General features: G+C 49.1%; 38 protein-coding genes and 2 pseudogenes. 9 read left to right on the plus strand and 31 right to left on the minus strand.

The features are described from left to right. The 26 genes and pseudogenes from ACTHUF_RS05965 to ACTHUF_RS06090 all read right to left on the minus strand — a co-directional run. Nucleotides 1-192 (minus strand): annotated as a pseudogene (locus ACTHUF_RS05965) (N-acetylmuramoyl-L-alanine amidase); the annotation flags it as partial. 162 nt (nucleotides 193-354) lie between these two features. Continuing rightward, entirely contained in the window at nucleotides 355-834 is a 480-nt protein-coding gene (locus ACTHUF_RS05970; RefSeq protein ID WP_049343840.1) for a Mor transcription activator family protein, read from the minus strand. 2 nt (nucleotides 835-836) lie between these two features. Next, on the minus strand, nucleotides 837-1,235 hold the full coding sequence (locus ACTHUF_RS05975) for a gp16 family protein (RefSeq protein ID WP_049343838.1): 399 nt from the start codon (nucleotides 1,233-1,235) through the stop codon (nucleotides 837-839). A 223-nt stretch (nucleotides 1,236-1,458) separates the two neighbouring features. Further along, a pseudogene (locus tag ACTHUF_RS05980) lies at nucleotides 1,459-1,710 on the minus strand (HU family DNA-binding protein). 85 nt (nucleotides 1,711-1,795) lie between these two features. Next, the gene (locus ACTHUF_RS05985) at nucleotides 1,796-2,041 is read right to left on the minus strand and encodes a hypothetical protein (protein ID WP_049343836.1); all 246 of its coding nucleotides are present in this window, start codon (nucleotides 2,039-2,041) and stop codon (nucleotides 1,796-1,798) included. Further along, nucleotides 2,041-2,229 carry a hypothetical protein gene (locus ACTHUF_RS05990; RefSeq protein ID WP_049343834.1) on the minus strand — a complete coding sequence of 63 codons (189 nt, stop codon included), beginning with the start codon at nucleotides 2,227-2,229 and terminating at the stop codon, nucleotides 2,041-2,043. Before ACTHUF_RS05990 ends, ACTHUF_RS05985 begins: the two co-directional genes overlap by 1 nt. After that, on the minus strand, nucleotides 2,229-2,750 hold the full coding sequence (locus ACTHUF_RS05995) for a host-nuclease inhibitor Gam family protein (RefSeq protein WP_049343832.1): 522 nt from the start codon (nucleotides 2,748-2,750) through the stop codon (nucleotides 2,229-2,231). Before ACTHUF_RS05995 ends, ACTHUF_RS05990 begins: the two co-directional genes overlap by 1 nt. After that, nucleotides 2,743-2,889, minus strand: a complete 147-nt coding sequence (locus ACTHUF_RS06000) for a hypothetical protein (RefSeq protein ID WP_168162674.1) — start codon at nucleotides 2,887-2,889, stop codon at nucleotides 2,743-2,745. Before ACTHUF_RS06000 ends, ACTHUF_RS05995 begins: the two co-directional genes overlap by 8 nt. Before the next feature lie 11 nt (nucleotides 2,890-2,900). Next, on the minus strand, nucleotides 2,901-3,101 hold the full coding sequence (locus ACTHUF_RS06005) for a hypothetical protein (RefSeq protein WP_049230751.1): 201 nt from the start codon (nucleotides 3,099-3,101) through the stop codon (nucleotides 2,901-2,903). Nucleotides 3,102-3,116: 15 nt separating this feature from the next. Continuing rightward, nucleotides 3,117-3,362, minus strand: a complete 246-nt coding sequence (locus tag ACTHUF_RS06010) for a hypothetical protein (RefSeq protein ID WP_049343831.1) — start codon at nucleotides 3,360-3,362, stop codon at nucleotides 3,117-3,119. A 1-nt stretch (nucleotide 3,363) separates the two neighbouring features. Continuing rightward, on the minus strand, nucleotides 3,364-4,191 hold the full coding sequence (locus tag ACTHUF_RS06015; RefSeq protein WP_049343829.1) for a hypothetical protein: 828 nt from the start codon (nucleotides 4,189-4,191) through the stop codon (nucleotides 3,364-3,366). 80 nt (nucleotides 4,192-4,271) lie between these two features. Further along, the gene (locus ACTHUF_RS06020; RefSeq protein ID WP_440407341.1) at nucleotides 4,272-4,628 is read right to left on the minus strand and encodes a hypothetical protein; all 357 of its coding nucleotides are present in this window, start codon (nucleotides 4,626-4,628) and stop codon (nucleotides 4,272-4,274) included. Next, a complete protein-coding gene (locus ACTHUF_RS06025) occupies nucleotides 4,625-4,981 on the minus strand; it encodes a hypothetical protein (protein WP_049343826.1) in 357 nt (118 codons plus the stop codon). Before ACTHUF_RS06025 ends, ACTHUF_RS06020 begins: the two co-directional genes overlap by 4 nt. Further along, nucleotides 4,978-5,175, minus strand: coding sequence for a hypothetical protein (locus ACTHUF_RS06030; RefSeq protein WP_049343825.1), 198 nt, complete (start codon nucleotides 5,173-5,175; stop codon nucleotides 4,978-4,980). The genes ACTHUF_RS06025 and ACTHUF_RS06030 overlap by 4 nt, the downstream gene beginning before the upstream one ends. Further along, a complete protein-coding gene (locus ACTHUF_RS06035) occupies nucleotides 5,172-5,663 on the minus strand; it encodes a methyltransferase domain-containing protein (protein WP_049343824.1) in 492 nt (163 codons plus the stop codon). Before ACTHUF_RS06035 ends, ACTHUF_RS06030 begins: the two co-directional genes overlap by 4 nt. After that, on the minus strand, nucleotides 5,663-5,830 hold the full coding sequence (locus ACTHUF_RS06040) for a hypothetical protein (RefSeq protein ID WP_168162675.1): 168 nt from the start codon (nucleotides 5,828-5,830) through the stop codon (nucleotides 5,663-5,665). The genes ACTHUF_RS06035 and ACTHUF_RS06040 overlap by 1 nt, the downstream gene beginning before the upstream one ends. Nucleotides 5,831-5,915: 85 nt before the next feature. After that, nucleotides 5,916-6,509, minus strand: a complete 594-nt coding sequence (locus tag ACTHUF_RS06045) for a DUF7168 domain-containing protein (RefSeq protein WP_239665342.1) — start codon at nucleotides 6,507-6,509, stop codon at nucleotides 5,916-5,918. 77 nt (nucleotides 6,510-6,586) lie between these two features. Then, on the minus strand, nucleotides 6,587-6,709 hold the full coding sequence (locus ACTHUF_RS06050; RefSeq protein ID WP_256388732.1) for a hypothetical protein: 123 nt from the start codon (nucleotides 6,707-6,709) through the stop codon (nucleotides 6,587-6,589). Continuing rightward, a complete protein-coding gene (locus tag ACTHUF_RS06055) occupies nucleotides 6,706-6,861 on the minus strand; it encodes a hypothetical protein (protein ID WP_168162045.1) in 156 nt (51 codons plus the stop codon). Before ACTHUF_RS06055 ends, ACTHUF_RS06050 begins: the two co-directional genes overlap by 4 nt. Before the next feature lie 99 nt (nucleotides 6,862-6,960). Next, nucleotides 6,961-7,200: a hypothetical protein gene (locus ACTHUF_RS06060; RefSeq protein ID WP_049343822.1), complete on the minus strand. Its 240-nt coding sequence runs from the start codon at nucleotides 7,198-7,200 to the stop codon at nucleotides 6,961-6,963. Nucleotides 7,201-7,227: 27 nt separating this feature from the next. After that, entirely contained in the window at nucleotides 7,228-7,470 is a 243-nt protein-coding gene (locus tag ACTHUF_RS06065) for a toxin PIN (protein WP_440407342.1), read from the minus strand. Nucleotide 7,471: 1 nt separating this feature from the next. Next, entirely contained in the window at nucleotides 7,472-7,819 is a 348-nt protein-coding gene (locus ACTHUF_RS06070) for a hypothetical protein (RefSeq protein WP_049343892.1), read from the minus strand. Continuing rightward, nucleotides 7,812-8,381 (minus strand): hypothetical protein, encoded by a 570-nt coding sequence (locus ACTHUF_RS06075; RefSeq protein ID WP_049343894.1) that lies wholly within the window; start codon nucleotides 8,379-8,381, stop codon nucleotides 7,812-7,814. The genes ACTHUF_RS06070 and ACTHUF_RS06075 overlap by 8 nt, the downstream gene beginning before the upstream one ends. Then, complete coding sequence (locus ACTHUF_RS06080; protein ID WP_049343896.1) at nucleotides 8,378-9,097, minus strand: AAA family ATPase; 720 nt, start codon at nucleotides 9,095-9,097, stop codon at nucleotides 8,378-8,380. Before ACTHUF_RS06080 ends, ACTHUF_RS06075 begins: the two co-directional genes overlap by 4 nt. A gap of 62 nt (nucleotides 9,098-9,159) precedes the next feature. Beyond that, complete coding sequence (locus ACTHUF_RS06085) at nucleotides 9,160-11,361, minus strand: Mu transposase C-terminal domain-containing protein (protein WP_049343898.1); 2,202 nt, start codon at nucleotides 11,359-11,361, stop codon at nucleotides 9,160-9,162. Next, the gene (locus ACTHUF_RS06090) at nucleotides 11,358-11,615 is read right to left on the minus strand and encodes a helix-turn-helix domain-containing protein (RefSeq protein ID WP_049226745.1); all 258 of its coding nucleotides are present in this window, start codon (nucleotides 11,613-11,615) and stop codon (nucleotides 11,358-11,360) included. Before ACTHUF_RS06090 ends, ACTHUF_RS06085 begins: the two co-directional genes overlap by 4 nt. A 68-nt stretch (nucleotides 11,616-11,683) precedes the next feature. Here ACTHUF_RS06090 and ACTHUF_RS06095 point away from each other — a divergent pair, with 68 nt between their 5' ends. From ACTHUF_RS06095 to ACTHUF_RS06105, 3 genes are all read left to right on the plus strand, one after another. Beyond that, a complete protein-coding gene (locus tag ACTHUF_RS06095) occupies nucleotides 11,684-12,142 on the plus strand; it encodes a hypothetical protein (RefSeq protein WP_049343900.1) in 459 nt (152 codons plus the stop codon). Nucleotides 12,143-12,515: 373 nt separating this feature from the next. Continuing rightward, the gene (locus tag ACTHUF_RS06100; RefSeq protein WP_239665344.1) at nucleotides 12,516-13,280 is read left to right on the plus strand and encodes a S24 family peptidase; all 765 of its coding nucleotides are present in this window, start codon (nucleotides 12,516-12,518) and stop codon (nucleotides 13,278-13,280) included. Between the two features lie 150 nt (nucleotides 13,281-13,430). Then, nucleotides 13,431-13,883 (plus strand): ATP-binding protein, encoded by a 453-nt coding sequence (locus tag ACTHUF_RS06105; protein WP_440407441.1) that lies wholly within the window; start codon nucleotides 13,431-13,433, stop codon nucleotides 13,881-13,883. Nucleotides 13,884-14,167: 284 nt separating this feature from the next. Here the strand turns inward: ACTHUF_RS06105 and ACTHUF_RS06110 are convergent, their stop codons facing one another. From ACTHUF_RS06110 to ACTHUF_RS06130, 5 genes are all read right to left on the minus strand, one after another. Further along, complete coding sequence (locus ACTHUF_RS06110; RefSeq protein WP_440407343.1) at nucleotides 14,168-14,554, minus strand: DUF5339 family protein; 387 nt, start codon at nucleotides 14,552-14,554, stop codon at nucleotides 14,168-14,170. 185 nt (nucleotides 14,555-14,739) lie between these two features. Then, nucleotides 14,740-16,521, minus strand: a complete 1,782-nt coding sequence (gene nrdD, locus ACTHUF_RS06115; RefSeq protein ID WP_440407344.1) for an anaerobic ribonucleoside-triphosphate reductase — start codon at nucleotides 16,519-16,521, stop codon at nucleotides 14,740-14,742. Between the two features lie 117 nt (nucleotides 16,522-16,638). Beyond that, the gene (gene nrdG, locus ACTHUF_RS06120; RefSeq protein ID WP_063075524.1) at nucleotides 16,639-17,148 is read right to left on the minus strand and encodes an anaerobic ribonucleoside-triphosphate reductase activating protein; all 510 of its coding nucleotides are present in this window, start codon (nucleotides 17,146-17,148) and stop codon (nucleotides 16,639-16,641) included. A gap of 288 nt (nucleotides 17,149-17,436) precedes the next feature. Next, the gene (locus tag ACTHUF_RS06125) at nucleotides 17,437-18,579 is read right to left on the minus strand and encodes a THUMP domain-containing class I SAM-dependent RNA methyltransferase (protein WP_440407345.1); all 1,143 of its coding nucleotides are present in this window, start codon (nucleotides 18,577-18,579) and stop codon (nucleotides 17,437-17,439) included. A gap of 116 nt (nucleotides 18,580-18,695) precedes the next feature. Beyond that, entirely contained in the window at nucleotides 18,696-20,087 is a 1,392-nt protein-coding gene (locus ACTHUF_RS06130) for a nucleobase:cation symporter-2 family protein (protein ID WP_440407346.1), read from the minus strand. Nucleotides 20,088-20,422: 335 nt separating this feature from the next. Here ACTHUF_RS06130 and dapA point away from each other — a divergent pair, with 335 nt between their 5' ends. The 6 genes from dapA (at nucleotide 20,423) to hemW (ending at nucleotide 25,150) form a co-directional block, all read left to right on the plus strand. Then, nucleotides 20,423-21,298 (plus strand): 4-hydroxy-tetrahydrodipicolinate synthase, encoded by an 876-nt coding sequence (gene dapA / locus ACTHUF_RS06135; protein ID WP_440407347.1) that lies wholly within the window; start codon nucleotides 20,423-20,425, stop codon nucleotides 21,296-21,298. An 81-nt stretch (nucleotides 21,299-21,379) separates the two neighbouring features. Next, on the plus strand, nucleotides 21,380-22,510 hold the full coding sequence (gene bamC / locus ACTHUF_RS06140) for an outer membrane protein assembly factor BamC (RefSeq protein ID WP_003746991.1): 1,131 nt from the start codon (nucleotides 21,380-21,382) through the stop codon (nucleotides 22,508-22,510). A gap of 120 nt (nucleotides 22,511-22,630) precedes the next feature. Beyond that, nucleotides 22,631-22,861 carry an NGO_0222 family membrane protein gene (locus ACTHUF_RS06145; RefSeq protein ID WP_036490655.1) on the plus strand — a complete coding sequence of 77 codons (231 nt, stop codon included), beginning with the start codon at nucleotides 22,631-22,633 and terminating at the stop codon, nucleotides 22,859-22,861. A 9-nt stretch (nucleotides 22,862-22,870) separates the two neighbouring features. Beyond that, a complete protein-coding gene (rdgB, locus tag ACTHUF_RS06150) occupies nucleotides 22,871-23,464 on the plus strand; it encodes an RdgB/HAM1 family non-canonical purine NTP pyrophosphatase (protein WP_440407348.1) in 594 nt (197 codons plus the stop codon). A 53-nt stretch (nucleotides 23,465-23,517) separates the two neighbouring features. After that, entirely contained in the window at nucleotides 23,518-23,880 is a 363-nt protein-coding gene (locus tag ACTHUF_RS06155) for a thioredoxin family protein (RefSeq protein WP_440407349.1), read from the plus strand. Between the two features lie 94 nt (nucleotides 23,881-23,974). Next, entirely contained in the window at nucleotides 23,975-25,150 is a 1,176-nt protein-coding gene (hemW, locus tag ACTHUF_RS06160) for a radical SAM family heme chaperone HemW (protein ID WP_440407350.1), read from the plus strand. The last annotated feature ends 109 nt before the right edge of the window (nucleotides 25,151-25,259 follow it).

The following is a 25,259-nucleotide window of genomic DNA, read 5'->3' on the forward strand; positions in this document are numbered from 1 at the left end:
GACCGCTTCGCGCAGCGGCATATTGCCTTTGCCTTCGCCGTCGGTGCGTACGGTCAGGCCGTAATCGTTACGCAGGATAGATGCCACGATATTGCGCATATCCTGCGCCAAGTCCGCCTCACGGTCGGAGCCGTTGACCGCGCCCGGGTCGGTGTTGCTGTGGCCGGCGGTTAAAGTTACAGTTTTGCCCATAAACATCTCCGAAAATCAAATCACAATTTATTTTCAAAACCTTATTTAACCTTTTCAGACGGCATAAGACGGTCGGCACAAATGCACTTACTGTTCCGCAGACAAAAAAAAGCCCTGCAAAAAGCAGGGCAAAGGTCCACTCACAAGAAACACACAACACAATTACGCCGCAAATAAATCCGTCTGCGCTCTTGCCGCCGCCTCGCGGTCGGCCTCTTTCAAAATGTATCGGATATTGCGCGTAGACAGCCGATGAGCCAACACCAGCTCGCGCACAATAACCAAATCGCTCAAACCCTCCGCGCTCATCGCATCATACTGCCGGCGGATAAATCGATTGCGCAGCTCGCGCATCGCGTCCCAGCAGCGAGGAATGGCTAAGAAAGGCTGACCGGCATAGGCTCGCTCCAATCGTCCCGCAGCCTCCTCGCCGATGTCCTCGACCAGTTGAGCGTGTAAGATTCGGCTCTGGCGCGTATTGCGCCGGCGGTTGGAAATCGGGTAATTCGTCCCGCCCCAAACCTTGACCATGTGAAACGCCGCTTCCAGCCCGATGACCGTAATCATCGCCACCACGCTCTGCGGCAGAAGATGTTTCACATCCTCAAAATCCTGCTCTGTCATTTCCCAACTTACACTCATTCCTATTCCTCCTTCTTCTTTCGGTTCGCCGCAATCTGCAAAGCCGCCACCAGCTTGTGCATATTGCCGTCGGACAACCATTCCACGCGGTCAACTTTAAACATCTTTTTCGCCGTACCGTGCGCATAATTCCAAGTCCAGCCGTTATCCAGCAGCAGGGCTTCGATTTTCCGCATCATCGGATCGGCAGAGCTTCGGCGGTTCGGACGACGGCCTGCCGTTTTCTTCGGCGTAAACCCATGTTGGCGTAAATCCTCGACCACGCGTTCCAACTCAGGAATACTGCACTCCGTACACGACCGCTTGCCCGTCACACGCTCCAACACCGCGCGATAGGTACCGTCATCCAAGCCCAGCTCCTTTTGAGCGATTTTAATTTTAGCAATCAACGCACGGCGCATTATTCCTCCAATACAACATATAGTATAAATTAGCGCATATTATACCAATAAAATACAATATATAGTATTAAGCCGCTGTTTTTTTTTGCGAAACTGACAGCACAAAAAAAGGCCGTCTGAAACAGGTTTTAAACCCTATTTCAGACGGCCTTTAATCCATCTTTAAAAGTCCCAGCCTTCCATCATTCCTGCCAACATACTAACCACTCCTGATTATATTGCTTCATGATTCATTGCGGAACTTTGGCGTTTTGCGCGCCGCGATGGTCAGCGGTTCGCCCGTTTTCGGATTGTGTCCCTGACACTCGGCGGATTAGGCGGCGTGAAACGTGCCGAAGCCGACCAGCGTAACGTCTTTTCCATCTTTCAATTCTTGCGTTACCACGCTGACAAACGCATCAACAAACTCCGCTGCATCGCGTTTGCTCAATTCCGCCTCGTCGGCGATGGCTTGGATTAATTCGGATTTATTCACTTTTGACTCCTATTTAGATTTAAATGCGGCAGACCGTGCCGCGCGGGTTATGAATTTGCAATTTCAGACGGCCTTTAATCAAGCTTTAAACGCCAAAGAAAAATAAAATCAACGCAAGAAAAAACCAAACCACCCCGAAGCAGTAATAAATAAAGGCTTTTTTTCGGGCGCGCATAGCCTCTTTTTCTCCTTCTTTCACTTTTTCCCACACGAGAAAAGCGGTTTCTAATTTTCGGTTGGCGTTTTCGACTTGAGCGTGGATGTAGAAGGAATCGCGTGCGGCAGTTCTTAAAAATTCCAGCTCATCGGTATTTAAATTTCCGTTTTCCATCACGACATCTCCCGCTTTGACATACCTTGTATAGCCCCAATCTTTCCAAGCATATCAATAACATCTTGCACAGCAATCCAAGTTAATTGAGCAGGAGTGCCGCCATCTCGGATAAGGAGATCTCCATGAGGTACATAGCTAACTTTACCATTAGGCAAATCTTCAATTTCAATCACAATTTTCGCCATCACGCCAACTCCTGCTCAGTAGGCTCAATCACAAAATCCTCAAGCCCCGACACAATCTTAATCCCCGGCACTTGGCCGTCTGAAAAACGCTCTTTTTGATTCAGGATGGCATCTTTGTCGATTTCCTTTTTTGTGCGGACAAACTCGGCAAAGGCGGATTTCTCCGAGAGCCACGCCAAGACGGCAGCCACGCCCGTTACCTTGACGGATGGCGGACGGATGCGCCATTTAATCAGGCCGGTAGTAAAGTCCACTGTTTTGGTTTTACCGTTTTCCGTCAGCTCGTCCTTATGCGCTTCGCAGTATGCGGCCACACGTTCGGTCAGGCTCATGATTTCGGCACACATCGGCGCGGCTTTGGCGGCATATTCTTCTTCGATGACCGCTTTTTTGTCTCCGGCTTCGGTTTCCAGGCGTTTGACTTCGCGCTGCAAATCACCAATTTTGCGGATAAACGCAGTAACTTCCGCTTTGTCTTGTGCCGCTTCGATAGCGGGCTGTTTGATTCGGGTTTTAGCCATTTGCTTTTTCCTCCAGTTTGTTGAGTAGTTGATATACTTCGCTTGCTTCAAATCCTTTAGTTTCAGCAAAACTGATAAAGGCATCCCAGTCTTGCTCTAAATATTCGTCCAATAGACGGTACTCGTGCGGTTCAATCATGATGTTTTCCTTTAATCTTGATCTGATAAGTCTCGTAAAATTTGACTTAAAAAATTCTCGTGGAGTGCTGTTTGCCTTTTTCTCAGATAGCCTGCTGCAGCATGTCCGGCAAAGATTGCAGGAGTTTTTTCACTATCATCTCCCAATCCTTTGATTTCAAAATCAAATAAGCTTTTGGTACTATCTTTAATAGTAATAATGACTTTAGCCATTTTCTTTTTCCTTTCTTAGTTTACTTTTCGGTCTGCATCTCTCAACTGTCTTGCCAGTTGCAATGCTTTTAAATTAGTGACAGCAGCCTTGATAAATCCTTCCGTATCTCGGGCGGCATCACTGCATACGCTGTCTAAAAATTCCGTTGTCAACGCAGCCATCAGGTCGGGAGCTTGATACTCACCGTTTATCTTGATTTCGGGCAACTCGACGCGACACTTCCCATTTTCCGCAATGATTTTAAAAACATACTCTTTCATTTCACTTACCTTTCTTGTTTAAAACATCTTTCACTTCCGCCATTTTCTGACGGCCTTTTTCCTTATCCGGCGCGGGCTTTGCCAGCATCGCCCTTGGTATCAACCGTGGCGGCAGGTTGCGGAGCAGTTCGGCGGGGTGCGGCCATGTTTCCGCCGCCTGCAATACCTTAAACCCCGTCTGAATCCGTATCGGGTCATACTCCGGCGAGACGATTTCTTTTTTCTCCATCAGTTTCCGATACCAAATTTCCGCAACTACCGGCATATCCTGCGCTGCCGGTCGGTTGGGTAGATTGAGCGCGGCAAGCAATGTAAAACCTGAAGCGATTTCTCGTTTCGCCCAATCTTCTCCTGCCCATTCGCCCAAGGCTGCCACACCCTGCCGCAGCTTGGACGGTGCGCCGCCTTCGCCCCCTCTCCCCGTGGGAGAGGGCTGGGGAGAGGGCACCCCCGAACCCTGCCACTGGCTGATAATCTCCAGCAAATAACCATGCGACTTTAAGGGCAGTTTCAGACGGCCTTGGTCGCGGGCATTAACGGTTTCATTAAAACCGTGAATCCAAGCCTCGGTAGGAGCGGGGAAACAAACCCCGTCGCGTGCCGCCTCCTGTGCCTTAATCATCGGCAGCAACTCATTCAGCAGTTTCGCGGTACGCGCCCAAGAGAGCTGGGACTTGGCGGGGCGGAACAAACCGATATACCGTATCGCCGCCTTGCCCAATTCCACATCCATCTCCAACACAGCCTTTAATACCGCTGATGCGTCTGCGTCATTGATTAAGCTGTCCAGGCTATGCACCGCCCCGCAGTTCGGGCATTTGATGTTCATGACTCGCTCTCCCATAATGTTCGACGTTCAACCGTCTTAACGGTCTTGACGACTTTCCGTTCCCATCTTCCGCAGTGTCGTCATTTGCGTGATTGTTTATTGGCATAGACCCATTTGTGATGCCATTTAGTTAATGCACACACTCCGACACGTTCGTATTCATTCCATTTGACTTCAGCGACAACCTCCGCTTCAGTGGTTCTAACAAAACAAAAAGTCTCAACTTTTTCGGAGCCGTAACAAATCCTGCTGCCAATAAAATCTTCAAGACCGTCATCAATAAACCAGCCGATATACCAGTCAAATCCATCTTTAAACTTAACAATTCGTGGATAAGCTCCTAAAGTTTCAATCAGTTTGGATTTTTTCTTCAAAAATCGAAAAATATAGTCAATGTATTTAGGGTCTTTTTTCGGGTTGAATTTTTTGATGTTCATTGTTTATCCTTCCAAACATCACCACCAGCCTGTACATTTCCATTGCCTTTTACAATCTGAACATTACCTGCCAAGTGATTTTCAAGTTCAGCTTGTTTATCGATCCATGCTTTAAGCTCTGACCAAGTTTCAAACTTAGTTCGCTTGTCACGAATCAACCTGCCCAACTTAATGCCCAGATAAGACAAAAACATCAAACCGCTGATAAATGTCCAAAACACTGAGGCTGACCAATGGCTGATATACACACAAAAACTCAACATCAACCCCGTGAAAACATCCTTGATGATGCTTTCCAAAACACTTTCACTTGCGTTGTACGCGATAAAGTTTTTACTTCTGATTTCAATCATTTAACCACCCCAAGAATCGCCAAAAACGCCACAAGGACAACAATCAACCCAAAAAACATACCGCAGGCATCCAAAACAACAGCTTTAGTCCGCTGCTTAAACCAGTTTTCAATCAGGCTCATCAGTGCCAAAACCACCAGTGCCAAACCAATCAGCCCGCAGATCAAGAGATAAATCATCATTCCAATGCTCATGACGCTTCTTCCTTCAAAAACGTTATCCAATGTGTCTGTGTTTGGTTTTGCTTATGCTTCATGCTAACGTGCCCAATAAGTGGTTCTACGTTAGTCAGAGCAAGAATCTCTTTCACAGGGATTTGATTTTCACTCCACTTAAAAATCAATATGCCGTCAGGACGCAATACCCGGAAACACTCAGCAAACCCTTTACGAAAATCTTCTCTCCACTCATTGCCCAACACCCCGTATTTTTTTGCAAGCCAAGATTTTTCTCCCGCTCTTTGTAAATGAGGCGGATCGAAAACCACTACTGCGAACGTGTTGTCAGGAAAAGGGATATTTGTAAAATCCATAACCACATCGGGATTAATTTCCAGTTTGCGCAGATATTTCCGGTCTTTCAGTAGATGGATTTCTTTGCGTTTATCGCCGAAAACAGCTTCAGGGTTATTTTTATTGAACCACATCATCCGGCTGCCGCAACACGGGTCTAATACCTTCATCACGCTTCCTCCCATAAAGTTATCGCCTGAGCCAAAGTTTCCGCCTCCGCCGTTTTCCACATCCCGTCCGGCGCACGCGCAACGATTACAAAGCCTTCACCGTCCTTCTTCATGATCATCAGCTCGCCACGGTCTTCGACCCATTCTGCAATTTCTTTTTGATTCATTTTTGCTCTCCAATTTGTTTCACGCCGTCTGTACCATTCATGGCATGATGTAACTGCACTTGTTTACCCGATTCCATTCCTTGAGCTAATGCCCCATATTCCATCTTTGACCCTTGGAGAATTGATGATTTCGCATCCCTTGTTTTCGCTTCGACCATGTCCGGAAGTTCTTTTTTTTGTATCCGTCCATAACGGCTTTTTCTTCATCGGACATCTCAAATTTTTTGACTATCTTCCAAGCACCCATAATCCAACCATTGCAAAATTGGTCGGCAAGATAAGTTCTATGTGCTTGCTTTCTTGCTCGGCAGTTTTTTAAAAATTTGCGGCGTTCGGCAGAAATCTGCCGATAAACTACATCAAAGGCATAGGCTGAGATTTCTGCTCTATTTCCAATGCCGTAAAACATCATCGTCTTCCCACGTTGGTAAGATTGGCACCCAAATATATCGGCAATCATATTTGCAACGCCCCATTGCCAATCTGCTAATTTAAAGGCCATTCTCCGATCAGCTCTTTGTTCAGAGACTTCAGATAAAGCAATATCCACAGCATTGACTTCATGCCTCTCCATTAAAGCCTGCGCTTGCTTTAACGCCTGTGCGGCCTCGTGTTCATTTGCCGACTTACTCAAAGCCAAGCATTTCTTGATTTTGTCTAAGACTTTCTCTTTATTCATCTTAAATCCTTTTAAATCAATACCTTACATTTTCAATAAGGCAAAAAAATATAGAGCAACATCAACGCCTTACCGTTTTAATTGTCGTCATACCCGTCATGGCATTTGCCTATCATGTGCAACACAACGATTCGGGCCAGCATTTCAAGCCAAATCCCCAGCAACACCAACACAGCCAATCCGACAACAAACCAAATCATTTTTTCTCCTCCTTCTTCTCGGCAGGCCGTTTAAAACGCGCCTGATATTCCTCGATTTCACGCTCTCTATTTTTTTGCGCCATTCGCGCCGTCGCACGCCTGCGGTGTTGTCCCCAAGCCTGCCAATCCGTATTACGTCGTCCGAAACTCATTTCACACATCCTTTCACAATCGCCTTATCGCCATATTTCGCGCGGATTTCCTTAAGCGCACGTTCCAAAGCCTCTTGTTTCGCCGTAGGGCTCAATGGCTTATCGCTCATAAACAATACCTTTCATTTTTTCTTCCGTACTCATCGACTCGTATTGCTCGCCCAAGGCTTTTGCCTCCAAATCCGCCAGACGCTCGCGGCGCGACATTTCCAACTTTGCCGCCGACACCACCGGCTTAGAGCAGCTGTGCAGCATCGTTCCCACCAAAACCGCCCAAAACAACAACCAAAAAGCCAAACCGATCCACTTGGTTTTTCGTTCGCAAAACAAATTAGACATTTTCCTATTTCCTTATAAATCAATTACTTAATATTTTCTCAAGGCAAAAAAATTATTGCGTACCCAATCCGCCTTAACCTGCGCCGCCCATTCCTTGGCTTCCTCTTTGCTCTCGAAGCGTTTCCGCAGTCGGCGAATTTGCAACCATGCGAAGCCTTCTTTCCGCTTGCCGCGTACATCAGCCCGCCAAATCTTCCGCCGTTTATGGGTTTCATAATCGTGCCAAGTGTCCTCATCGACTCCGGCGTGTACCGCATATTCGTGTCTCATTTCAGCCAACCTTTTTACGCTTTTCGCATGGTTTAATTTCACACTTTTGACATGCCCGCCAGTGCTGCATTTTGATAGGGTTATGCGTCGGAGCGGGGGAGAGAGAGATTTCAATACATTCGGCTCGTTCCATCCGCCGACCTTCAAACGGACACATCACCTTGCGAAATACATCCGCCACTTTCGCAGCAACTTTGTCTGGCTTGCCGTTGTATTTACCGTTCAAAATCAGACTGATGCTTGTCGCGCTGTATCGGAGTTTTGCCGCAGTCTTCATCAGTCCGTCTTTCTCGACCTCTTCCTTCAAAACCGCGTACCAATCTTCTTTCATATAATCTTTTTCATTCATAATCAGGAACCTCCCTTAATACAATTTCGTTTATATTTGGGTCATACACCTCTCTGACAGCCAGAAGCTGCGGTGCTTTCGACCCTGTATTCTTCAAAAGGACAAACGATTTTTTCCGAGCGTTGCCCGTATTTTTCAGATAACCCGCCGCTTCAAGGTGTTGAGCATAAACCTTGGCCATACTGCGGCTGACAGGGTGTGTCATATTGACGTGGGCCGTCAGGCTGTCCAAGTCAAAGGTTTTCAAAATCCGCATCGTCCGCCACAAGGCTTCCGTTACCGGACATTTCAACGGCTGACCGTCATCAGACAAGCGGGGCGCATCAACACCCGCATCCCGCTCCAGTCGGTATCCGTACGGTCTGCAAAAGTCCGAACCCTTCTGTATCGACACAAACCCGCCTTTATTAAGAGCTTTCAGATACGCGTACACCGTATTCCCGCTCAGTTGGCAGGCTTTGGCGATTTCAGAGACCGTCTGAAGCCTGTCCTTATTGCCCCGCAGACAGTTCCAAATCTCTTGTCGGCGGTTGCGGGGCTTCGTCAATGTCGTCATGCTCATAATTTGACCCCGCGTTTAGGTGCTTCGCCCTTGTACAGGTCGGCTTTCGCACAAATCTCGCGCGTTACCGTATCCAAGCCTTGCTGGTTGGCAAGCTCCAACAGATTGACCAAATTGACCGTTACGCGGCGTACCGAGCCGTGCGCCAAATCCACCAAATAAGACAGCGCATCTTTTTCAAACGTCAAATCAGGCGCGTAAACCTTCGCCAACTCTTCCGCGTCTGCCAAATCGACAGGCTGCGCAGGTACCCAAGCCAGCACGCGACCGTGGAAACGCTCGAATTTCTTCAGCTTGGTCGGCAACATCTCCTCGCCCACCAACATCAGCGGGGCTTGGCTGCCCTCGTAGATGTCGCGCACCAGCTCGACCAATCCCTTATGCGTAACCAAATAGTCCGCCTCATCCAAAATCAACGGACGCTGACTGGCGGCCAACTGTTCGCAGATCACATCCAAACAACCCGCCGCCGTCCGTGCAGGCGGCAAGCCCATCTCGAAGCAGATTTTTTCCAAAAGCGTCTTTTTGCTCCATGCGCTGCGCAGCTGGACATAGTAAGCGCGTGTCTCATTCGCCACCGCCACCGTCGCCGTCGTCTTACCGAAACCCGAAGGGCCGTACAACACACCCAAACCCGGCAAACCGTCCTGACGGTTGACCAAACGCTCCATTGCAACGGAGACCAAAGACAGATTGTTGATATTTGCAATTTTCATTTTTAAAATCCTTTTAAAGTAGTGAATAAACCTTGTTTTAAACCCCGAAAGGTCGTCTGAAATCAAGCCAGCATCGCCCGTTTGGACAACGCCTTATACTCATTGCTTTGCGGATACCGCTCCAGCCATCTTTGCGCCTGCGGCGGCAAATCCGCCTGACCGCAAATCCGCTGATACAGCGCAAACCGCTCCGATGCTTCGGACGGTACCGACCAGCCCGCAGCCGTTTCCGGTTCAGACGGCATCGCAACCGCCTTCACTTCCACAGCCTCGACCGTTAAATCATCCTCACGGCTTCGGAGTTGCGAAAGTAAAGCAGCCTTCTTCTTGACTTCCGCCATACCCAACACCATTCCCCCGATATTGACCGAGTCCTGATGTTCGATGGTCGGTACGCGGCGTTCTTTCAGGATGTTTTGCTGTTGCAGCTCGTTGCGTTTCAGACGCTCGTCGTTGCGTTTGTCTTCCGCGCGTTCCAAGACGCTGACAGGCATATAATCCGTCGAGTTGCCATGCCATTCCGCTTTGCAGATAAGGCGTCCGACATCGTCGTATATCCAAACCCAAAGCGCGTCCTGCACGTCGTAGCCGACCCTGACCGTTTCACCGTTGAACTCCATCAATTCGGCGGAATAATAAGTATTGCCGAACAGCGATACCTCCCCGCGCCGTACCGTGCGCATTACCTGCGGTCGGAACAAATACCCTTCCTCCTCCGGCGACACCCTCGGCGGCTCGCCAAACTCCGCTACCTTCAAAGCCCAAAACTCATTAGGCGACATATGCCGGCGTTTGCCATCGCGGTCGGTAAACTTAGGCAGCGAACGGTGCGGTCGGTCGTTATATTCGTCCACCACCCGTTCGATATAGCCCTTAAACTCATCCCAAGTAGGAATCGGCGAATTCAAAATCTTCCCGTGCAGGCGGACTTCCTTACGCGACAACTTAAACAGCTTCTGCCGCGCCTCGTCGTCCATATTTTTTCCCACAAAAGACGGCAGGTTCGCCGCCGCCCGTGTGAAAATATTATGGCTGCGTTCCGACGCGCCCTTCGCTTGCGAGTTATAAGCCCGCGAATGCGTCATCGTCATACCCAGCCTGCCCATCAGACCCGTTGCCTCATCCGTCATCATCAAGTTTTCAAAGCCACGACCCCAGTCCACATACCAAAGCGCACCGATGGCCGCGCGGCTCGCGTGGCTTAAAGCCTCAAGCACGGTAAACCGGCTTTCCGCCAGCCCCACGCTCCAGCCCATACACCGTCTTGTGCCAACGTCCAAAACCGTCGTAATTTCAGGTCTGAACGGCAGCCCCGATAACGGATTCAACACCTCCGCATCAAACGTATGACCGTCGGCGGTGTAGATGGCGGCAGGTTTCAAGTGCAGGAAATCGCGCCGTTTGTGCGGCAGGATATTTTTCAAATCCCGCGCGCCGCGTCGTCCGCGTTCACGCTCCACATTGCCAAGCTTGCCCAACCACCGGCGCACCTGATGGATACTCGGCACATCGCCCCCTCTCCCCGTGGGAGAGGGTTGGGGAGAGGGCAAAGCCTCCAGCCTGTTCACAAACAAGCGGTAAGCTTCAGAAACAGAAGGCTTCATCGGCAGCCGGTAGCATTCCAAAAACACAGGCAGCCAAGACGGGACGTTCATATCCTCGGTTCTAGATTTCGGCGCGAGGCTGTTAGATTCCCGCGCCGCAAACCACCGCTTGATGGTCCGTACGCTCGGCAGCTTCCCACCGCCGCCGCGCCCGTCGGCAGCCAAAGAAAACAGCTTCGCAATATGCTCGAAGCCAGGCATCTTCGCCTGCGTCAAAACAGTCGTCATCGCCGCCTCCTTCGACACACCCGATTCCGCCATTACCAGCTCGACCGCAGACAAAACCCCGCGTCGTGCCGATTCGCACAGCCGTTGTTGCTCCGTCGAGCCGTCCGCAACGCCGATGGTAAGCTGTCCCCCTCGCACATCGGGAGAGGGCAGCCCCGCCTCCTCGCCGCCTTTTTCTTCATAAGAAGACAGGGGGGCGGGCAAATCTGACAAACCGCCCAAAACCTCGTTCAGCTTCTTCGCCTGAATCAGTTTCAACACCTCTGGGGGCGGTGCATATTCGCGGCGTTTGCCGTTTTTCCCACCCTGACAAGAGGCTTCAATAAAAGACCACTTCTCTCGTTCAACCTTATATAAGATTGCTCTGTTCGTCTTAGGAAATTTTTCCAAGTTCATTTCCAATAACTCGGAAATCGAATAATGCGTTTTCATGCTGCCGCCTCTTTATATAAATAAGCATAGCGGGGGCGGATGCGCCGCCCGTCTTTCGTCCACCGTTCAGGCCACAGCTCATACAAGGGCTTGCCCAACACTTTCGCAATCGCCATCTCGCCGGCAGTCGACGGCTTTCTCAAAGCCTGACGCACTGTGCTTTCGCCTATACCTGCCATCGCAGCCACATCGGCAAGCGACAGTCCCTTCATTTTGATTTCCGCCCGTATCATTTCAGGATGCATACCGTTCATCTCTTTTTATTGCCTTTCATCATCTTATATATAAAAATGACGTTCCCATTAACATTGAGGATAACGTCATGTCCGAATATAAAACGTCCAAGTATTTAAGCATTGCCCAGCTCTACGATCTGGCTGACGACTGGTGGCGGCTCGACCCCGAGCAGCACCGTTTCGTCAGTGGTTTCATCAGTGATTGGGACACTTACCAATCATGGCTTGACGAACATAGCGTGCCATTTGCAGCTTATAAGGCTGGCGGCAAATCACGGCAAGAAACCATAGCAGCCTACCCCGAACACTACCCGCTATTTGTTTATGCCCAATGGCTGCGGCTGCAAGACGGTTTGCTGCTGCATACCCTGCTGTTGCGATACGGTTATGCAGACGCCTGCTCGAAAAAAGGCGCGCTTGAGCCTTCAGCAGATTTCTTTGAGCTTCTGATGGACGAAGCCGCCCGTTTGAATCTCTTCCCGCCCACCGCATTTGATGCGGGTGCGGAAATGGCAGCCCTAAACCGTCATTCGCAAAAGGGGTGATGCCTGGTTTTTCGTATTTCATCTTTCATTTCCTTTCTATATAAAAGTGTGTAGCGTGGGCTTTGCCCACAAAATTCAACCAAAACCGTTTAATCGGTCGTCCGAACCGTTTCAGACGACCTGTTAAACAGTCTCCTTCCTGACGGGCCGAATACCCGTCATTTTTTTGGCTATTTCCAAATTGTTAAAGAACACTGCAAAATCGGTTATACTGTTTTAAAGTTGCCGTTTCGCTGTTTTTAAAATTATATAACTTGGAAATTATTTCGCAACTAAAATTTCCATGCTTTCCTATGTTGTTTTGACAAGTGATTGTTTTAAATATGAAAATAATTTCTAAGATTTTTTCCATGTTTTTAATTGGAGCATGGAAATGAAAGAGCCAAAATTCAGCATCTCTGAAATTCAGAATTTGATTACCCAGTTGAATCTGATAAGCCTGCCGAATACAACACGCGCCATTCAATACAGGGCAGAAAGAGAACATTGGGAATATGAAGAAGCACCTTCACAAGGTGGGAAGAAAGGTGTTAAAAGAATCTACCCTCTTCCTCCTTATGTTATTGATGAATTGGAACAAAAAGGCTTGCTCCATTTGATAGATGGCGCGGAAACAGACACACCGCTTGAAGTCCGCAACACTCAACCCGATGTAGCGCATATCGAAAATATGGATTACGCAGACTGGGCGGCACGTCAGGATACGCGCGACATCGTACCCGTCCGCTATTACAAAGAAGTCTTCGCCAGCGCAGGCAGCGGCGCAATACCGTGGGACACCGACCCCGAAGCCATGTGGTTCCGAACCGCCTTCTTCAAACACCTGCAACTCTCGCCGGCAGACTGCTTCTGTACCCGTATCGACGGGGACAGCATGTTTCCAACCCTAATCGACCAAGGCACCGTCCTATGGCAAACCGCCACGCGCTACACCCGTGAAGGAATCTACCTGTTTCGACAACAAGACGAACTCCGAGTCAAACGCCTGCAACGCCTGACCGCCGATACACTCAACATCATCAGCGACAACCCAAATAAATCCATCTACCCGACAACCCAACTAACCCTGTCTGCCTCCACCCCCGCCGACTTCCAAATCCTCGGCAAATACCTCTGGAGCTGCGGCATATCAAAATAAACAACTTCCCGATAATTCCCATGACAAAAAAAGCGCGAAACTGACAAAAAACTGTCAGATTTCGCGCTTTTTTCGCAATTCTAAAATTTTCCCCTATTTTTTAAATATCTTCATGTTCTCAATAATTTCTGCATTTTTTCCACGTTATATATCTATGACAAAACTAACACCACCCCACAAAAACTACCTGGACTTGTTACAGTTGATAATATTTTGGATTCTCGTTTCTCAAGAAACTCAAAAATTGTGAGAATTCTAAATAAGTATAAAAATCCAGTGAATAAAGACATGGGGGAAGGATTAAATACCGCATTTCAAAAAATGGAAGAATTTCGATTACGTCCTCCAGTTATTAAGGAGGAAGGTAATTATGTAATTGTTACAATTCCTCATACTCCCCTGGCCTCACCAGAAGAACAAGTTATTGAATTTCTGGAAAAAAACGAGAAAATTAGAAATAGGGAAGCTCGAGCAATTACGGGAATACGTTCAGAAAATGTTATGAAACGGGTATTTTATGCTTTGAGAAATAAGGGGCTAATTGAGCCCGTTATGAGTAAAACAGGAACGCGAATTGTTGCATGGACTAAGAACAGGCCGTAGCCTGCATACCCCTCCCCCACCGCGTGCGTGGCTGCGCCACACACCCTACCTGTGAATCATGCGGAATTGAAAACCTACGCGTAGGGTGTGTGCGGTACGCACGCAGTTAGTTTGATTAACTGTTTGCTGTTGTACATTTTAATTTAGTCGAAACTAACGCTTTCAGACGGCATAAAAAATGGCCGTCTGAAAACTGAAAATGCTTTATCCCAAACACTCTAGTTCATACAACAAAAAACGGATTCCAAATCATTGGAATCCGTTTTTCTCTAAAGCTATCCGAATTATTTGGCTTCTTCTTTAGCGTCTTCAGCAGCTTCTTTGGCTTCTTCCGCTGCGTCTTTTGCGTCTTCTTTAGCCTCTTCAGCGGTATCTTTGGCTTCTTCGGCTTTCTCTTCAGGAGTTTCGGCAGCAGGTACGCCTTTCAAAGCGTCCAAAGAAGTTTTACAGGTTGCATCGCGTTGGTCTGCTGGCAGGTTTTTCAACGCTTCTTTGGTTTGTTCGAAAGATTTTTGCATCATGTCTTTGGTTGCGGCATCTACGTCTTTAGTTGCTTCGGCAAATGCTTTTTCATACTCGTCACAAACGGCAGAAGAAGATGAGCCTGAACCGCCGCATGCTGACAGGGACAGGGCTGCCAACAAAGCCGCCAATAAAGCTGATGTTTTCATGTGTCTCTCACTTTTTTAAATTTAGGTTAAAGGATGTTATATGTTAATTCATTATATGAAGGTGTCAAGAGTTTTTGTTTAATTTAATCAAAACTATATCATTGAAAGAGCCTGCTTATCTCAACATGATCAAGGCCGTCTGAAATTTCAGACGGCCTTAGGTTTGAAGCAATCTTTTTCAACGATTACGCCGCTTTACGGTGATAATGTCTGAGCGCATGCTCTTTGCGACGACCGCTGGAGAAGGCGGATACGCGTTTCAGATAGCCGATGACGCGGGTGCCGTAGTCGATGTCGTGCGAACCGCAGGCGGAACAGGCGTGCAGGGTGCGTTTGTCGATATGATCGCATTCGTTGCAGATGGTGATGCGCACGTTCACGCAGAAGTAGTTGCAGCCGGTTTGCGCGGCGATGTCCAAGAGCGATCGGTAGCCGGATTCGGGCAGGGCTTCGTCAAGGTTCAGGTGCAGCGCGGAACCGCCGTCGAGCCAGTCCACCAGTTCTTTGCCGTGCAGCAGGAATTTGTCGAGCGCGTTGATTTCTTCGTCTTCAACGACGTAGAAATAGGAGTTGTAGCATTCGCGGCTGACTTTGTAGCCGTCGGCTTTGTCCCATTTGGCGTTTTTCACGCCGAGGTTTTCGGCGGGGACAAACTCGGTATTGAATTTCACGCCGTAGTGTTTGCTGGCGATTTGGTTGGCTTCGAATATGGTTTTCAGACGGCCTTGGACGAAGTTGATGTAATCGTCGTTATAGCCGACTTTGATGCCTTGCGATTCGGCTGCTTCCGCCATGCCGTTGATGCCGATGGTGAGGAATTGTTTGTCCAGCGTGATGAAGCCTGCATCGTAAACGGGCAGCATTCCGGCGGCTTGGTATTCTTCCATCAGTTTGCGGTAGGCGTATTGGTATTTGTGGATTTTGGCCACTTCGGCGGCAAGGTCGCGCCCGTCTTGCTCCAGCCGGTTCATGTTGATGGTGATGACGTTGATGGAACCGGTCGCCACGCCACCCGCGCCGAGTGTGTAGCTGAAGGTACGGTCTTCAATGGCGTTGCGCAGGCGGCAGCAGGAAGCCAAGGAGTCGGGATTGTCGGAAAGATAGACGAAGAAGGAATTGCCTTCCGCCAACTCTTTCGCCATTTCGTCGGCAAACACGGTGTCTTTGCATTTGCCGCCGTCGGTCAGCATCGCAGCGGTTACAACAGGGAAGGTCAAAATGGCTTTGGTGCGCTCTTGGTTAAACCATTTGAGGAAGAAGTTTTGCAACTTCGCCACGCTTGGCCACACTGGTTTGCTGAAATCGGGGAAGACGAAATCGCCGAACATCGCGTCAAAATAGTATTGATCGTAAACGGAAATATTCCAGAATACGCTCTGATAACCACGTGCGGCGGCAGGCTGGTTGATGCTGTACACCACCTGCTGCATATGGTTGGCGATTTCTTTGCCGTGGGTTTCCAAATAATCGTCGCCGTAGTCTTTGCGGGCGAAGTAGTCGAAATAAGTCAGAAATTCCACTGTCGCCACCGCGCCGGCAAACTGCGCGCTGATGGCAAACACAAGGTTGATAAACGAGCCGCAAAACGAAGCCAAATGTTGCGGCGCCTTGGATTCGCCACCGAGTTTGCTTAAGCCGTCGAGCAGGAAGGGATACAGCGTAACCGACACACAATAAGGCTTGAGGCTGGTTTCATCGTGCACATAAATCTCGTGTGCCTCAATCTGGCGGATGTATTCGTCGGCAACGGATTGGTCGAAAATTTCGGCGATTTTGCGCGACACTTGGGCGCGGTTAATCTGCACGAAAAAGTCTTTCATGATTTCCGCTTCCATCGTAGCGATGTTTTTCTGGGTAACGTTGGCGTTGGCGTCCATTTTCGAGCCGTCCGCCGCGTTTTGCGCGCTGATGTAGTCACGCATGAATTGTAGTTTTCCGTTTAACTGTTCGGGATGCAGCCGAATCATGTTAATTCTCCTGTATGGTTTGGTTGATTTATTAAACAATGACGGTCAGGCCGTCTGAAACATCGCTGTCAGCGAATACAATAAATTCAATTTAAATCAGTGCAATACAGCACCGGGCTAAATTGAAGCCACTGGAAAAACTTTAGGCGCAGGTTTGTCTTTGATAAACAATCGGTTCAACACTTCGCCCGTGCGTAAATCGATAAACTTCTGATTGGTGGCCGGACTTTCCAAACCGCCCAACTCCATCTGCCAGCGGCCGGTTTTCAGATACGTCAGATAAGGCAGGATGCCGTCTGAAACCGCCTCCAGCTCTTCACGCTCCAGGCCGGTGTACAAACAGGCTTTCAAACCCGCCTGCGTCACGATGGCCAGCATTTTCTGCAAGGCTTCCGGCTGCCATTCTCCGCCCATAAACAACACGCACGTAATCAATCCGCGATAGCGTTTCAGACGGCCTTTTAAATAATCCTCGGTCAATTCCGTGCCGATGCCCTCTTTCCATGTATCGGCACTATGGCAACCTTTGCAACGCAGCGGACAACCGGAAAACAGAAACGCCAGCGACACTTCGCCCGGCACTTCCTGCCATACAATTTGCTCAATTGTGAATTTCAAACCGCTCATTGCAACGCCATAAAACACAAGATATGGTGTGCATTAAAACACAATACTACTAGATATGGTATTTTATTTAACAATCCGTCTTTACTTTGTAATAGGTTTTTATAATTTGACAGATTGTAAATTTCAATAATTACATCTATACGGCTCCTTTGATGAAGGCCGTCTGAAAACAATTTCAGTGCATTAATATAAAAAAAGAAAAGCAAACTCCGTTATAACAAAAACGGTTTTAACAAATCCAAAAAAGGCCGTCTGAAATCATCTTTCAGACGGCCTTAATTTCAGGTTTTAACCCCGATTCGAACCTTTAACCATATCCATCAAAAACAATCGGCAATCCAAATTACCGTTAAACAAAGGAATTTTCCGCTTCGGAGAAAGGCGCATAAATTTCGGCATATCGCGATCGCCGGTAAACATTCCTACCAGCCAGCCGGCGTAATATTGTTTCAACCATGTACCGAGTTGCGGATATAAAGCCTGCAAAGCTTGAACTTCCGCAAGGCGCACGCCATAAGGCGGATTGGAAATCATAATGCCGTGTTCGCCGTTTGGGCGCGCGGCCTGCGCATCTTGCACGTCAAAGCGGATGAAATTATCCACTTCGGCGGCTTGGGCATTGGCCAATGCGGCGCGAATCATATAACGGTCGTTATCGCTGCCGGAAATGGGCGCGGCGGCCGGTTTGATTTGTTTTTCAGCCTCACGGCGCAGCGCTTGCCATTTTTCTTTGTCGAAGTTTTGCAGTTTTTCAAAACCGAAACGGCGCATCAAACCCGGCGCACGATGTGTCGCAATCCATGCAGCCTCAATGGCAATCGTGCCGCTGCCGCAAAACGGGTCTTGGAAAGGCTGCGTACCGTCGTAACCTGCCAAAAGCAGCAAACCTGCCGCCAAGTTCTCTCTCAATGGCGCTTCGCCGGTATCCTGACGATAGCCGCGTTTAAAGAGTGCTTCGCCGGAAGTATCGATAAAGATTTCCACATTGCGCTCATCGATAAAGGCATGAATGCGGATATCGGGGTTGATTTTACCCACGCTCGGACGCGCATCATAAATATCGCGGAAGGCATCGCAGACGGCATCTTTGATTTTCAAACCGACAAAATCCAAGCTTTTCACATTGGCGCGCTTGCCTTCGACTTTGACTTTAAAGGTCTGCTCCAGCTTAAACCAGCCTGTCCAATGCAGATTTCGTGCCAATTTGTAGATATCGTGTTCGTTGCGATAACCGCCTTTGGTCAAGCGCAGCAAAACACGGCTGGCAACGCGCGAATGCAGGTTGATGCGGTACACCTGCTCCATCGTGCCTTTACATGCGACACCGCCGTCAACAGCGCGGATATCCTGACATGCCATGCTGTCGAGTTCCTGCGTCAAAGGCCCTTCCAAACCGCGAGGACAAGTGATAAAAAGTGAATAAACCGTCATATAAAACCTTTCCGGGTAGGGCTATCCGAACCACTCGGATAACAAATAAAAACAATATTATAGCTGAAAACCAAAAGGCCGTCTGAAACTTCAGACGGCCTTTGAATAACGCTTGCTTAGTGATCCAAACTATCGGTTTCCACCTTAACCGCTTTATCAGTTTTGTCTTCCGGCAAAACCAGGTTCAACAATACCGCCATAATACCGCCTGCGGAAATTGAGTTTTGGAACAATACCGGCAGGTTTTTAAACACTTCCGGCTCAAACGCCACGCCCAAACCCAAACCGACAGAAGTTGCCGCGATAACCGCTTCACGGCGGCGAATACCGTGGCTGACCAAAATCCGCACGCCGGCAATCGCAATCAGGCCAAACATCAATACCATCGCGCCACCCAAAACCGGACTTGGAATTGTGGTAAACGCGCGGCCGATAACAGGGAACAAGCTCAACAATACCAAAATCGCCGCAATATATTTGCCCACATGGCGCGAAGCCACGCCGGTCATTTGAATCACGCCGTTGTTTTGTGCAAAAGTGGTCAAAGGCAAAGAGCCCAACGCAGTCGCAATCACAGACACCAAACCATCCGCCAACACACCGCCGCGCAGACGTTTGGTATATTCTTCACCCTCGATCGGCTGCTCGGAGACCATCGCAGTCGCCGTCAAGTCGCCCACTGCTTCAAATACGCTCAACAAGAAAATCGCACCGGCGACAATAAACGCGTGCCAATCAAATGCGAAACCATATTTAAACGGAACCGGCAAGGTAATCAGCGGCAGGTTTTGTAGGGCGGAAAAATCCACTTTGCCCAAAAACAGCGCAACGATATAACCGACAATCAAACCCACCGCGATGCCGCTCATGCGCAGCAACGGATTTTTCAAGCAGTTGAAAACCAAAACAATCAGCAACACCAGCGATGCCAGACCCAAGTTTTCCATCGAGCCGAACGTACCGTCTGCTTTCGCACCGAAGCCGCCGCCGAAATCGGTAATGCCGACATGCACCAAGCTCAGGCCAATCAGCATGACGACCACGCCGCTTACAGTCGGCGTAATCACTTTTTTCAAATAAGGCAAAAGCCAAGCGGAGAAGCACACCAAAAACGCGCCGACAAATGATACGCCCAAAAGCGTTGAAATCATCGCATCTTCAGTCAAACCGCCCTCTTTCATGCCGGTACCGAGTGCAATCATCACGGTTACAAAAGAGAAATTGACCGACTGAATCGACAACATGCCCGAACCGACCGGCCCGAAACGGTTGACCTGCAAATAAGTACCGACACCGGAAGCCACCATCGCCATCGACACCAAATAAGCCGTCATTTCAACCGGCAGTTCCAACGCCCCGCCGACAATCAGCGCAGGCGTAATCATCGGGACAAAAATAGCCAAAAGGTGCGTAACCGCACTCAACAACGCATTCCCAAACGGCGGCTTGTCTTCCAAACCGTAAACCAAATCAGGCGAACCGGCCTGTTTATCTGTCATTTCGGCCATAATGACCCTTTCTTAAGAATCGTTAAAAAATATTAAGATGCGCATTTTAACTAATTTAAAATGTATCAGCAAATTCAAAATTATCAGGCCGTCTGAAAGTTTTGCCCGATCATTTTCAGACGGCCTCAAACAGCCTTAACACATTTTAATCCTTGACAGTATTTTTCCATCTTAAAACAAACAAACTAATGATTTAAAAATGTATTATTCATTAAGATAATGACAAATCACGATTAAACGGCCCGGCCTCATAGCGGATATGTTTCACACAAACAACAAAGTAAGCTACAATCCGATGAATAATCCACCCACATTATAAAATTAAAGGTTTCCGTATGTTAAAAGGCAGTCTGGTTGCCCTGATTACCCCGATGAATCAAAACGGCAGCATCAACTACGAACAACTTCGCGACTTAATCGACTGGCACATTGAAAACGGCACCGACGGCATCGTCGCAGTCGGCACCACCGGCGAGTCAGCCACCCTGCCTGTCGAAGAACATTTGGCCGTTATTGAAGCCACCGTCAAACACGTCAACAAGCGCATTCCCGTTATCGCCGGCACAGGCGCCAACAATACTGTCGAAGCCATCGCCCTTTCCCAAGCCGCCGAGCAAGCCGGCGCGGACTACACCTTATCTGTTGTTCCCTACTACAACAAACCTTCGCAAGAAGGCATTTACCAACATTTCAAAGCCATCGCCGAAGCCACTTCGATTCCGATGGTTATCTACAATGTTCCCGGCCGCACCGTTGTCAGCATGAGCAACGACACTATTTTGCGCTTGGCCGAAATTCCCAATATCGTGGGTGTCAAAGAAGCCAGCGGCAAAATCGGCAGCAACATCGAATTGATCAACAGCGTTCCCGAAGGTTTTGCCGTTTTATCCGGCGATGATCCTACCGGCCTGCCTTTCATGCTGTGTGGCGGCCACGGCGTGGTAACCGTCGCAGCCAACGTTGCACCGAAACTCTTCGCCGATATGTGCCGAGCCGCCCTTGAGGGCGATATTGCGACCGCCCGTCGTCTAAACGAGCAACTTATCCCAATTTATAACACCATGTTCTGCGAGCCCAGCCCGGCCGCGCCCAAATGGGGCCTGAGCTTATTGGGCAAATGCGAACCCCATGTTCGTCTGCCTTTGGTAGCACTGACCGAAGCCGGTCAAGCCAAAGTCCGAGCCGCTCTGGAAAAATCAGGACAAATCTGATCCGGAAATAAGGCCGTCTGAATCCCAAACACCCTTTTCAGACGGCCTCCCTGTTAAGAACTTCATCCACAGGAAAACAAGATGACCTATATCAAACCCATCGTAGTAGCCCTCGCCCTGATTAGCATGACTGCCTGTTCGGGCAGCAAAAAAGAACAACCCAAACTCGACTATCAAAGTCAATCGCACCGCTTGGTCAAACTGGAAGTACCACCTGATTTGAACAACCCGGACCAAGGCAACCTCTATCAATTACCGGCAGGCAGCGGAGCCGTCCGCGCCAGCGACTTCAACAAACGCCGCACTCAAGCCGTACAACAACCTGCCAATGCAGAAGTTTTGAAATCCGTTAAAGGCGTACGCCTTGAGCGTGACGGCAACCAACGCTGGTTGGTTGTCGATGGCAAATCTCCTCGCGAAATTTGGCCGTTGCTGAAAGTATTCTGGCAAGAAAACGGTTTCGACATCAAATCCGAAGAACCAGCCATCGGCCAAATGGAGACCGAGTGGGCTGAAAACCGAGCCAAAATCCCTCAAGACAGCCTGCGCCGCCTGTTGGACAAAGTCGGCTTGGGCGGCATCTACTCCACCAGCGAACGCGACAAGTTCATCATCCGCATCGAACAAGGCAAAAACGGTTCGACCGACATCTTCTTCGCCCATAAAGGCATGAAAGAAGTTTATGCCGACCGTAAAAAAGACACCACCATGTGGCAGCCAAGCGAGAGCGACCCTAACCTCGAAGCCGCATTCCTCGCGCGCTTTATGCAATACTTGGGCGTTGACGGTCAGCAAGCCGAACAGGCCCTGACCCAAAGCGTTGCCGCCCGCAGCAATGCCTCCGAGTTGGCCCGTGTGGACAACGGCACCCTGCTGCTGGCAGGCGATTACGGCCGCAACTGGCGCCGTACCGCCCTTGCGCTTGACCGTATCGGCCTGACTGTTATCGGTCAAAATGCCGAACGTCGCGCTTTCTTGGTTCAACAAGCGCCAACCGAAGGCGAAGCAGTTGCCAATAAAAAACCCGGCCTGTTCAAACGCGTATTTGGCAAAGGCAAAGCAGAAGCGCCAAAAACTTATCCTGAAATCATCGTCTATGTTGAGCCAATCAACAATGGCGCACGCCTCCATCTGTTGAACAAAGACGGCAGCCCATACAAAGGCAGCGATGCCTCCACATTGTTGAGCCGCCTGCACACAGAATTGCGTTAATCCGTTATTCAACTCAAGGCCGTCTGAAATATTCAGACGGCCTTTTTAACGAATCCGGCATGGTTTCAAATTCTCAATCTGACGTTATAATCAAAACATTTTCCCCTTACCCAAGCTGCCATGACCCGACAAAAAGCCTATCTGCTCCTGACCGCCCTGTTTACCCTGATGTTTATCGTACTGATTCTGTTGGGCGCTTATCTTCTGAGTATTCACAGCAAACAATTCGCCGTTGCCGCCTTTCTGTTTGCCTTTGCCGCCGTTTTCGCCCAAATCGGCAGCCTTGCCCTTTACATCCGCCACAAAGCACGCGCGCAAATGGCCCGTATGCAGCAAACCGAAACCCATTAAGGAAAAACCATGTTTGAAAAAATCGTCCTTGCCAGTGGCAACGCAGGCAAACTCAAAGAATTTTCCCGCCTCTTTACCGACTTAAACATCGAAATCCTGCCGCAATCGCAGTTCAATACGCCCGAATGTCCCGAGCCGTACCATACCTTTGTTGAAAATGCCCTGGCCAAAGCACGCCATGCCGCCAAATACAGCGGCTTACCGGCACTTGCCGACGACTCCGGCATCTGCACCAACGCCTTAAACGGCGCACCCGGCATTTTCTCCGCACGTTATGCAGGCGAAAACCCCAAATCCGATGCCGCAAACAACGCCAAACTGTCTGCCGATCTTGCCGATAAAGACGACAAAAGCTGCTACTACGTCTGCGTGCTCGTCCTCATCCGCCACGAAAACGACCCGCAACCCATCATCGCCGAAGGCATCTGGCGCGGCCAATGGCAGGCCGAAGCAGCCGGCACAAACGGCTTCGGCTACGACCCGCATTTCTATCTGGCCGAACACAGTTGCACCACCGCCGAGCTTGACCCTGAAATCAAAAATGCCGAAAGCCACCGCGCCCAAGCATTGCGTGAATTGTTAAGAAAAATCGAATCCTTATAAACCAAAGGCCGTCTGAAAACTGCTTTCAGACGGCCTACCTCACATTCATTCCCATGCCCAAGCCCACATCTGAAGAATTGGCAGCCTTTGCAAAACACGTTGCTGCCTTCATCCCAACCACACCTGACGAACTTCTGCAACTCATTGACAGTCAAAAAACTGCTATCGTCTTTTTAGGCAAACCAAGCTGTTCATACTGTCGCCGTTTTGTTGCAAAACTGCTTACCGTTTCCTTAAACAAGCAGCTTACCATCCGCTTTACGGACAGCAGCAATAAAGCAGCTTTAAAAACTTTTCGTGAGCAACACGGCATCAAAACTGTTCCCGCATTACTCAAAATCTCACAAGGCAAAATAAAATCCGTCTGCAATTCCAAATTATCAGAAGAAGAAATTGAAGCTTTTTTGAGCGCTTAGACTGCGCAAATTTCCTACTGATTACTTTCCCAGCCGACATTTCAGTTAAAATAACGGCCTAAAAATTTCAGACGGCCTCGAGCCTCAACACATCATGACCCAAATCACCTTCCAACGCCCCGGCCAGTTAACCGCCCTACCTCCTTTATCACTCTATATCCACATTCCGTGGTGCATCAAAAAATGCCCGTATTGCGACTTTAATTCACACAGCCTGAAAAACGGCCTGCCGGAAGAAGCCTATATCGATGCCCTACTAACCGACTTGCAGCTTGAATTGCCCAATATTTGGGGCAGACCGGTGGAAACCATATTCTTCGGCGGCGGTACGCCCAGCCTGTTTCAAGCGAAATCGATTGACCGTTTGTTAAGCGGCGTGCGCTCGCTGTTGCGTTTGCAGCCGGAAGCGGAAATTACTTTAGAAGCCAATCCGGGCACATTTGAAATTGAGAAGTTTCAAGGATTTAAAGACGCAGGCATTACGCGTCTGTCTATCGGCATACAAAGTTTTAATGACGATATGCTTGCTCGATTAGGACGCGTTCACAACGGCAAAGAAGCCCTGACAGCCATTGATACTGCCTTGAAATTATTTGATAAAGTCAATATCGATTTGATGTATGCCCTGCCAAACCAGACCGTTCAGACGGCCTTAACCGATGTGCAAACCGCTATCGCAACAGGCGTATCGCACATCAGCGCATATCATCTGACCATGGAGCCGAACACGCCTTTCGGTCATACGCCGCCAAAAGGTTTGCCGCAAGATGAAGCAGCATTGGATATTGAAGATGCCGTACACGGCGCATTAGAAAGCGCAGGCTTTATCCACTACGAAACATCGGCTTTTGCAAAACCTGCCATGCAGTGCCGCCATAATTTGAACTACTGGCAGTTCGGCGATTACTTAGGCATAGGAGCAGGCGCGCACGGCAAAATTTCCTATCCCGACCGTATCGAACGTACCGTCCGCCGCCGTCATCCCAACGACTATCTTGCCGCTATGCAGGGCAATCCGCATGAAGCAGTTGAACGCAAAATCGTTGCTGCCGAAGACCTTCCATTCGAATTCATGATGAACGCCCTGCGCCTGACTGACGGCGTACCTGCTGCAACGTTGCAGGAACGTACTGGCGTACCCACTGCAAAAATCATGACACAAATCGAAACCGCCAGACGAAAAGGCCTGCTTGAATCAGACCCGACCGCGTTCCGACCGACCGAACAAGGCCGTTTGTTCTTAAACGACTTGTTACAGTGTTTTTTATAAGTGCGGTTTTACAACAGTTGAAACATTTTTAGATTTGCTTAATTTACGACAAGAAAATACAATCAGAATAATTGTTGGGAACGACCAACCCCGGCGATTATCCACTACT

Source organism: Neisseria sp. P0024.S006, from assembly GCF_051956595.1.
Lineage (GTDB): Bacteria > Pseudomonadota > Gammaproteobacteria > Burkholderiales > Neisseriaceae > Neisseria.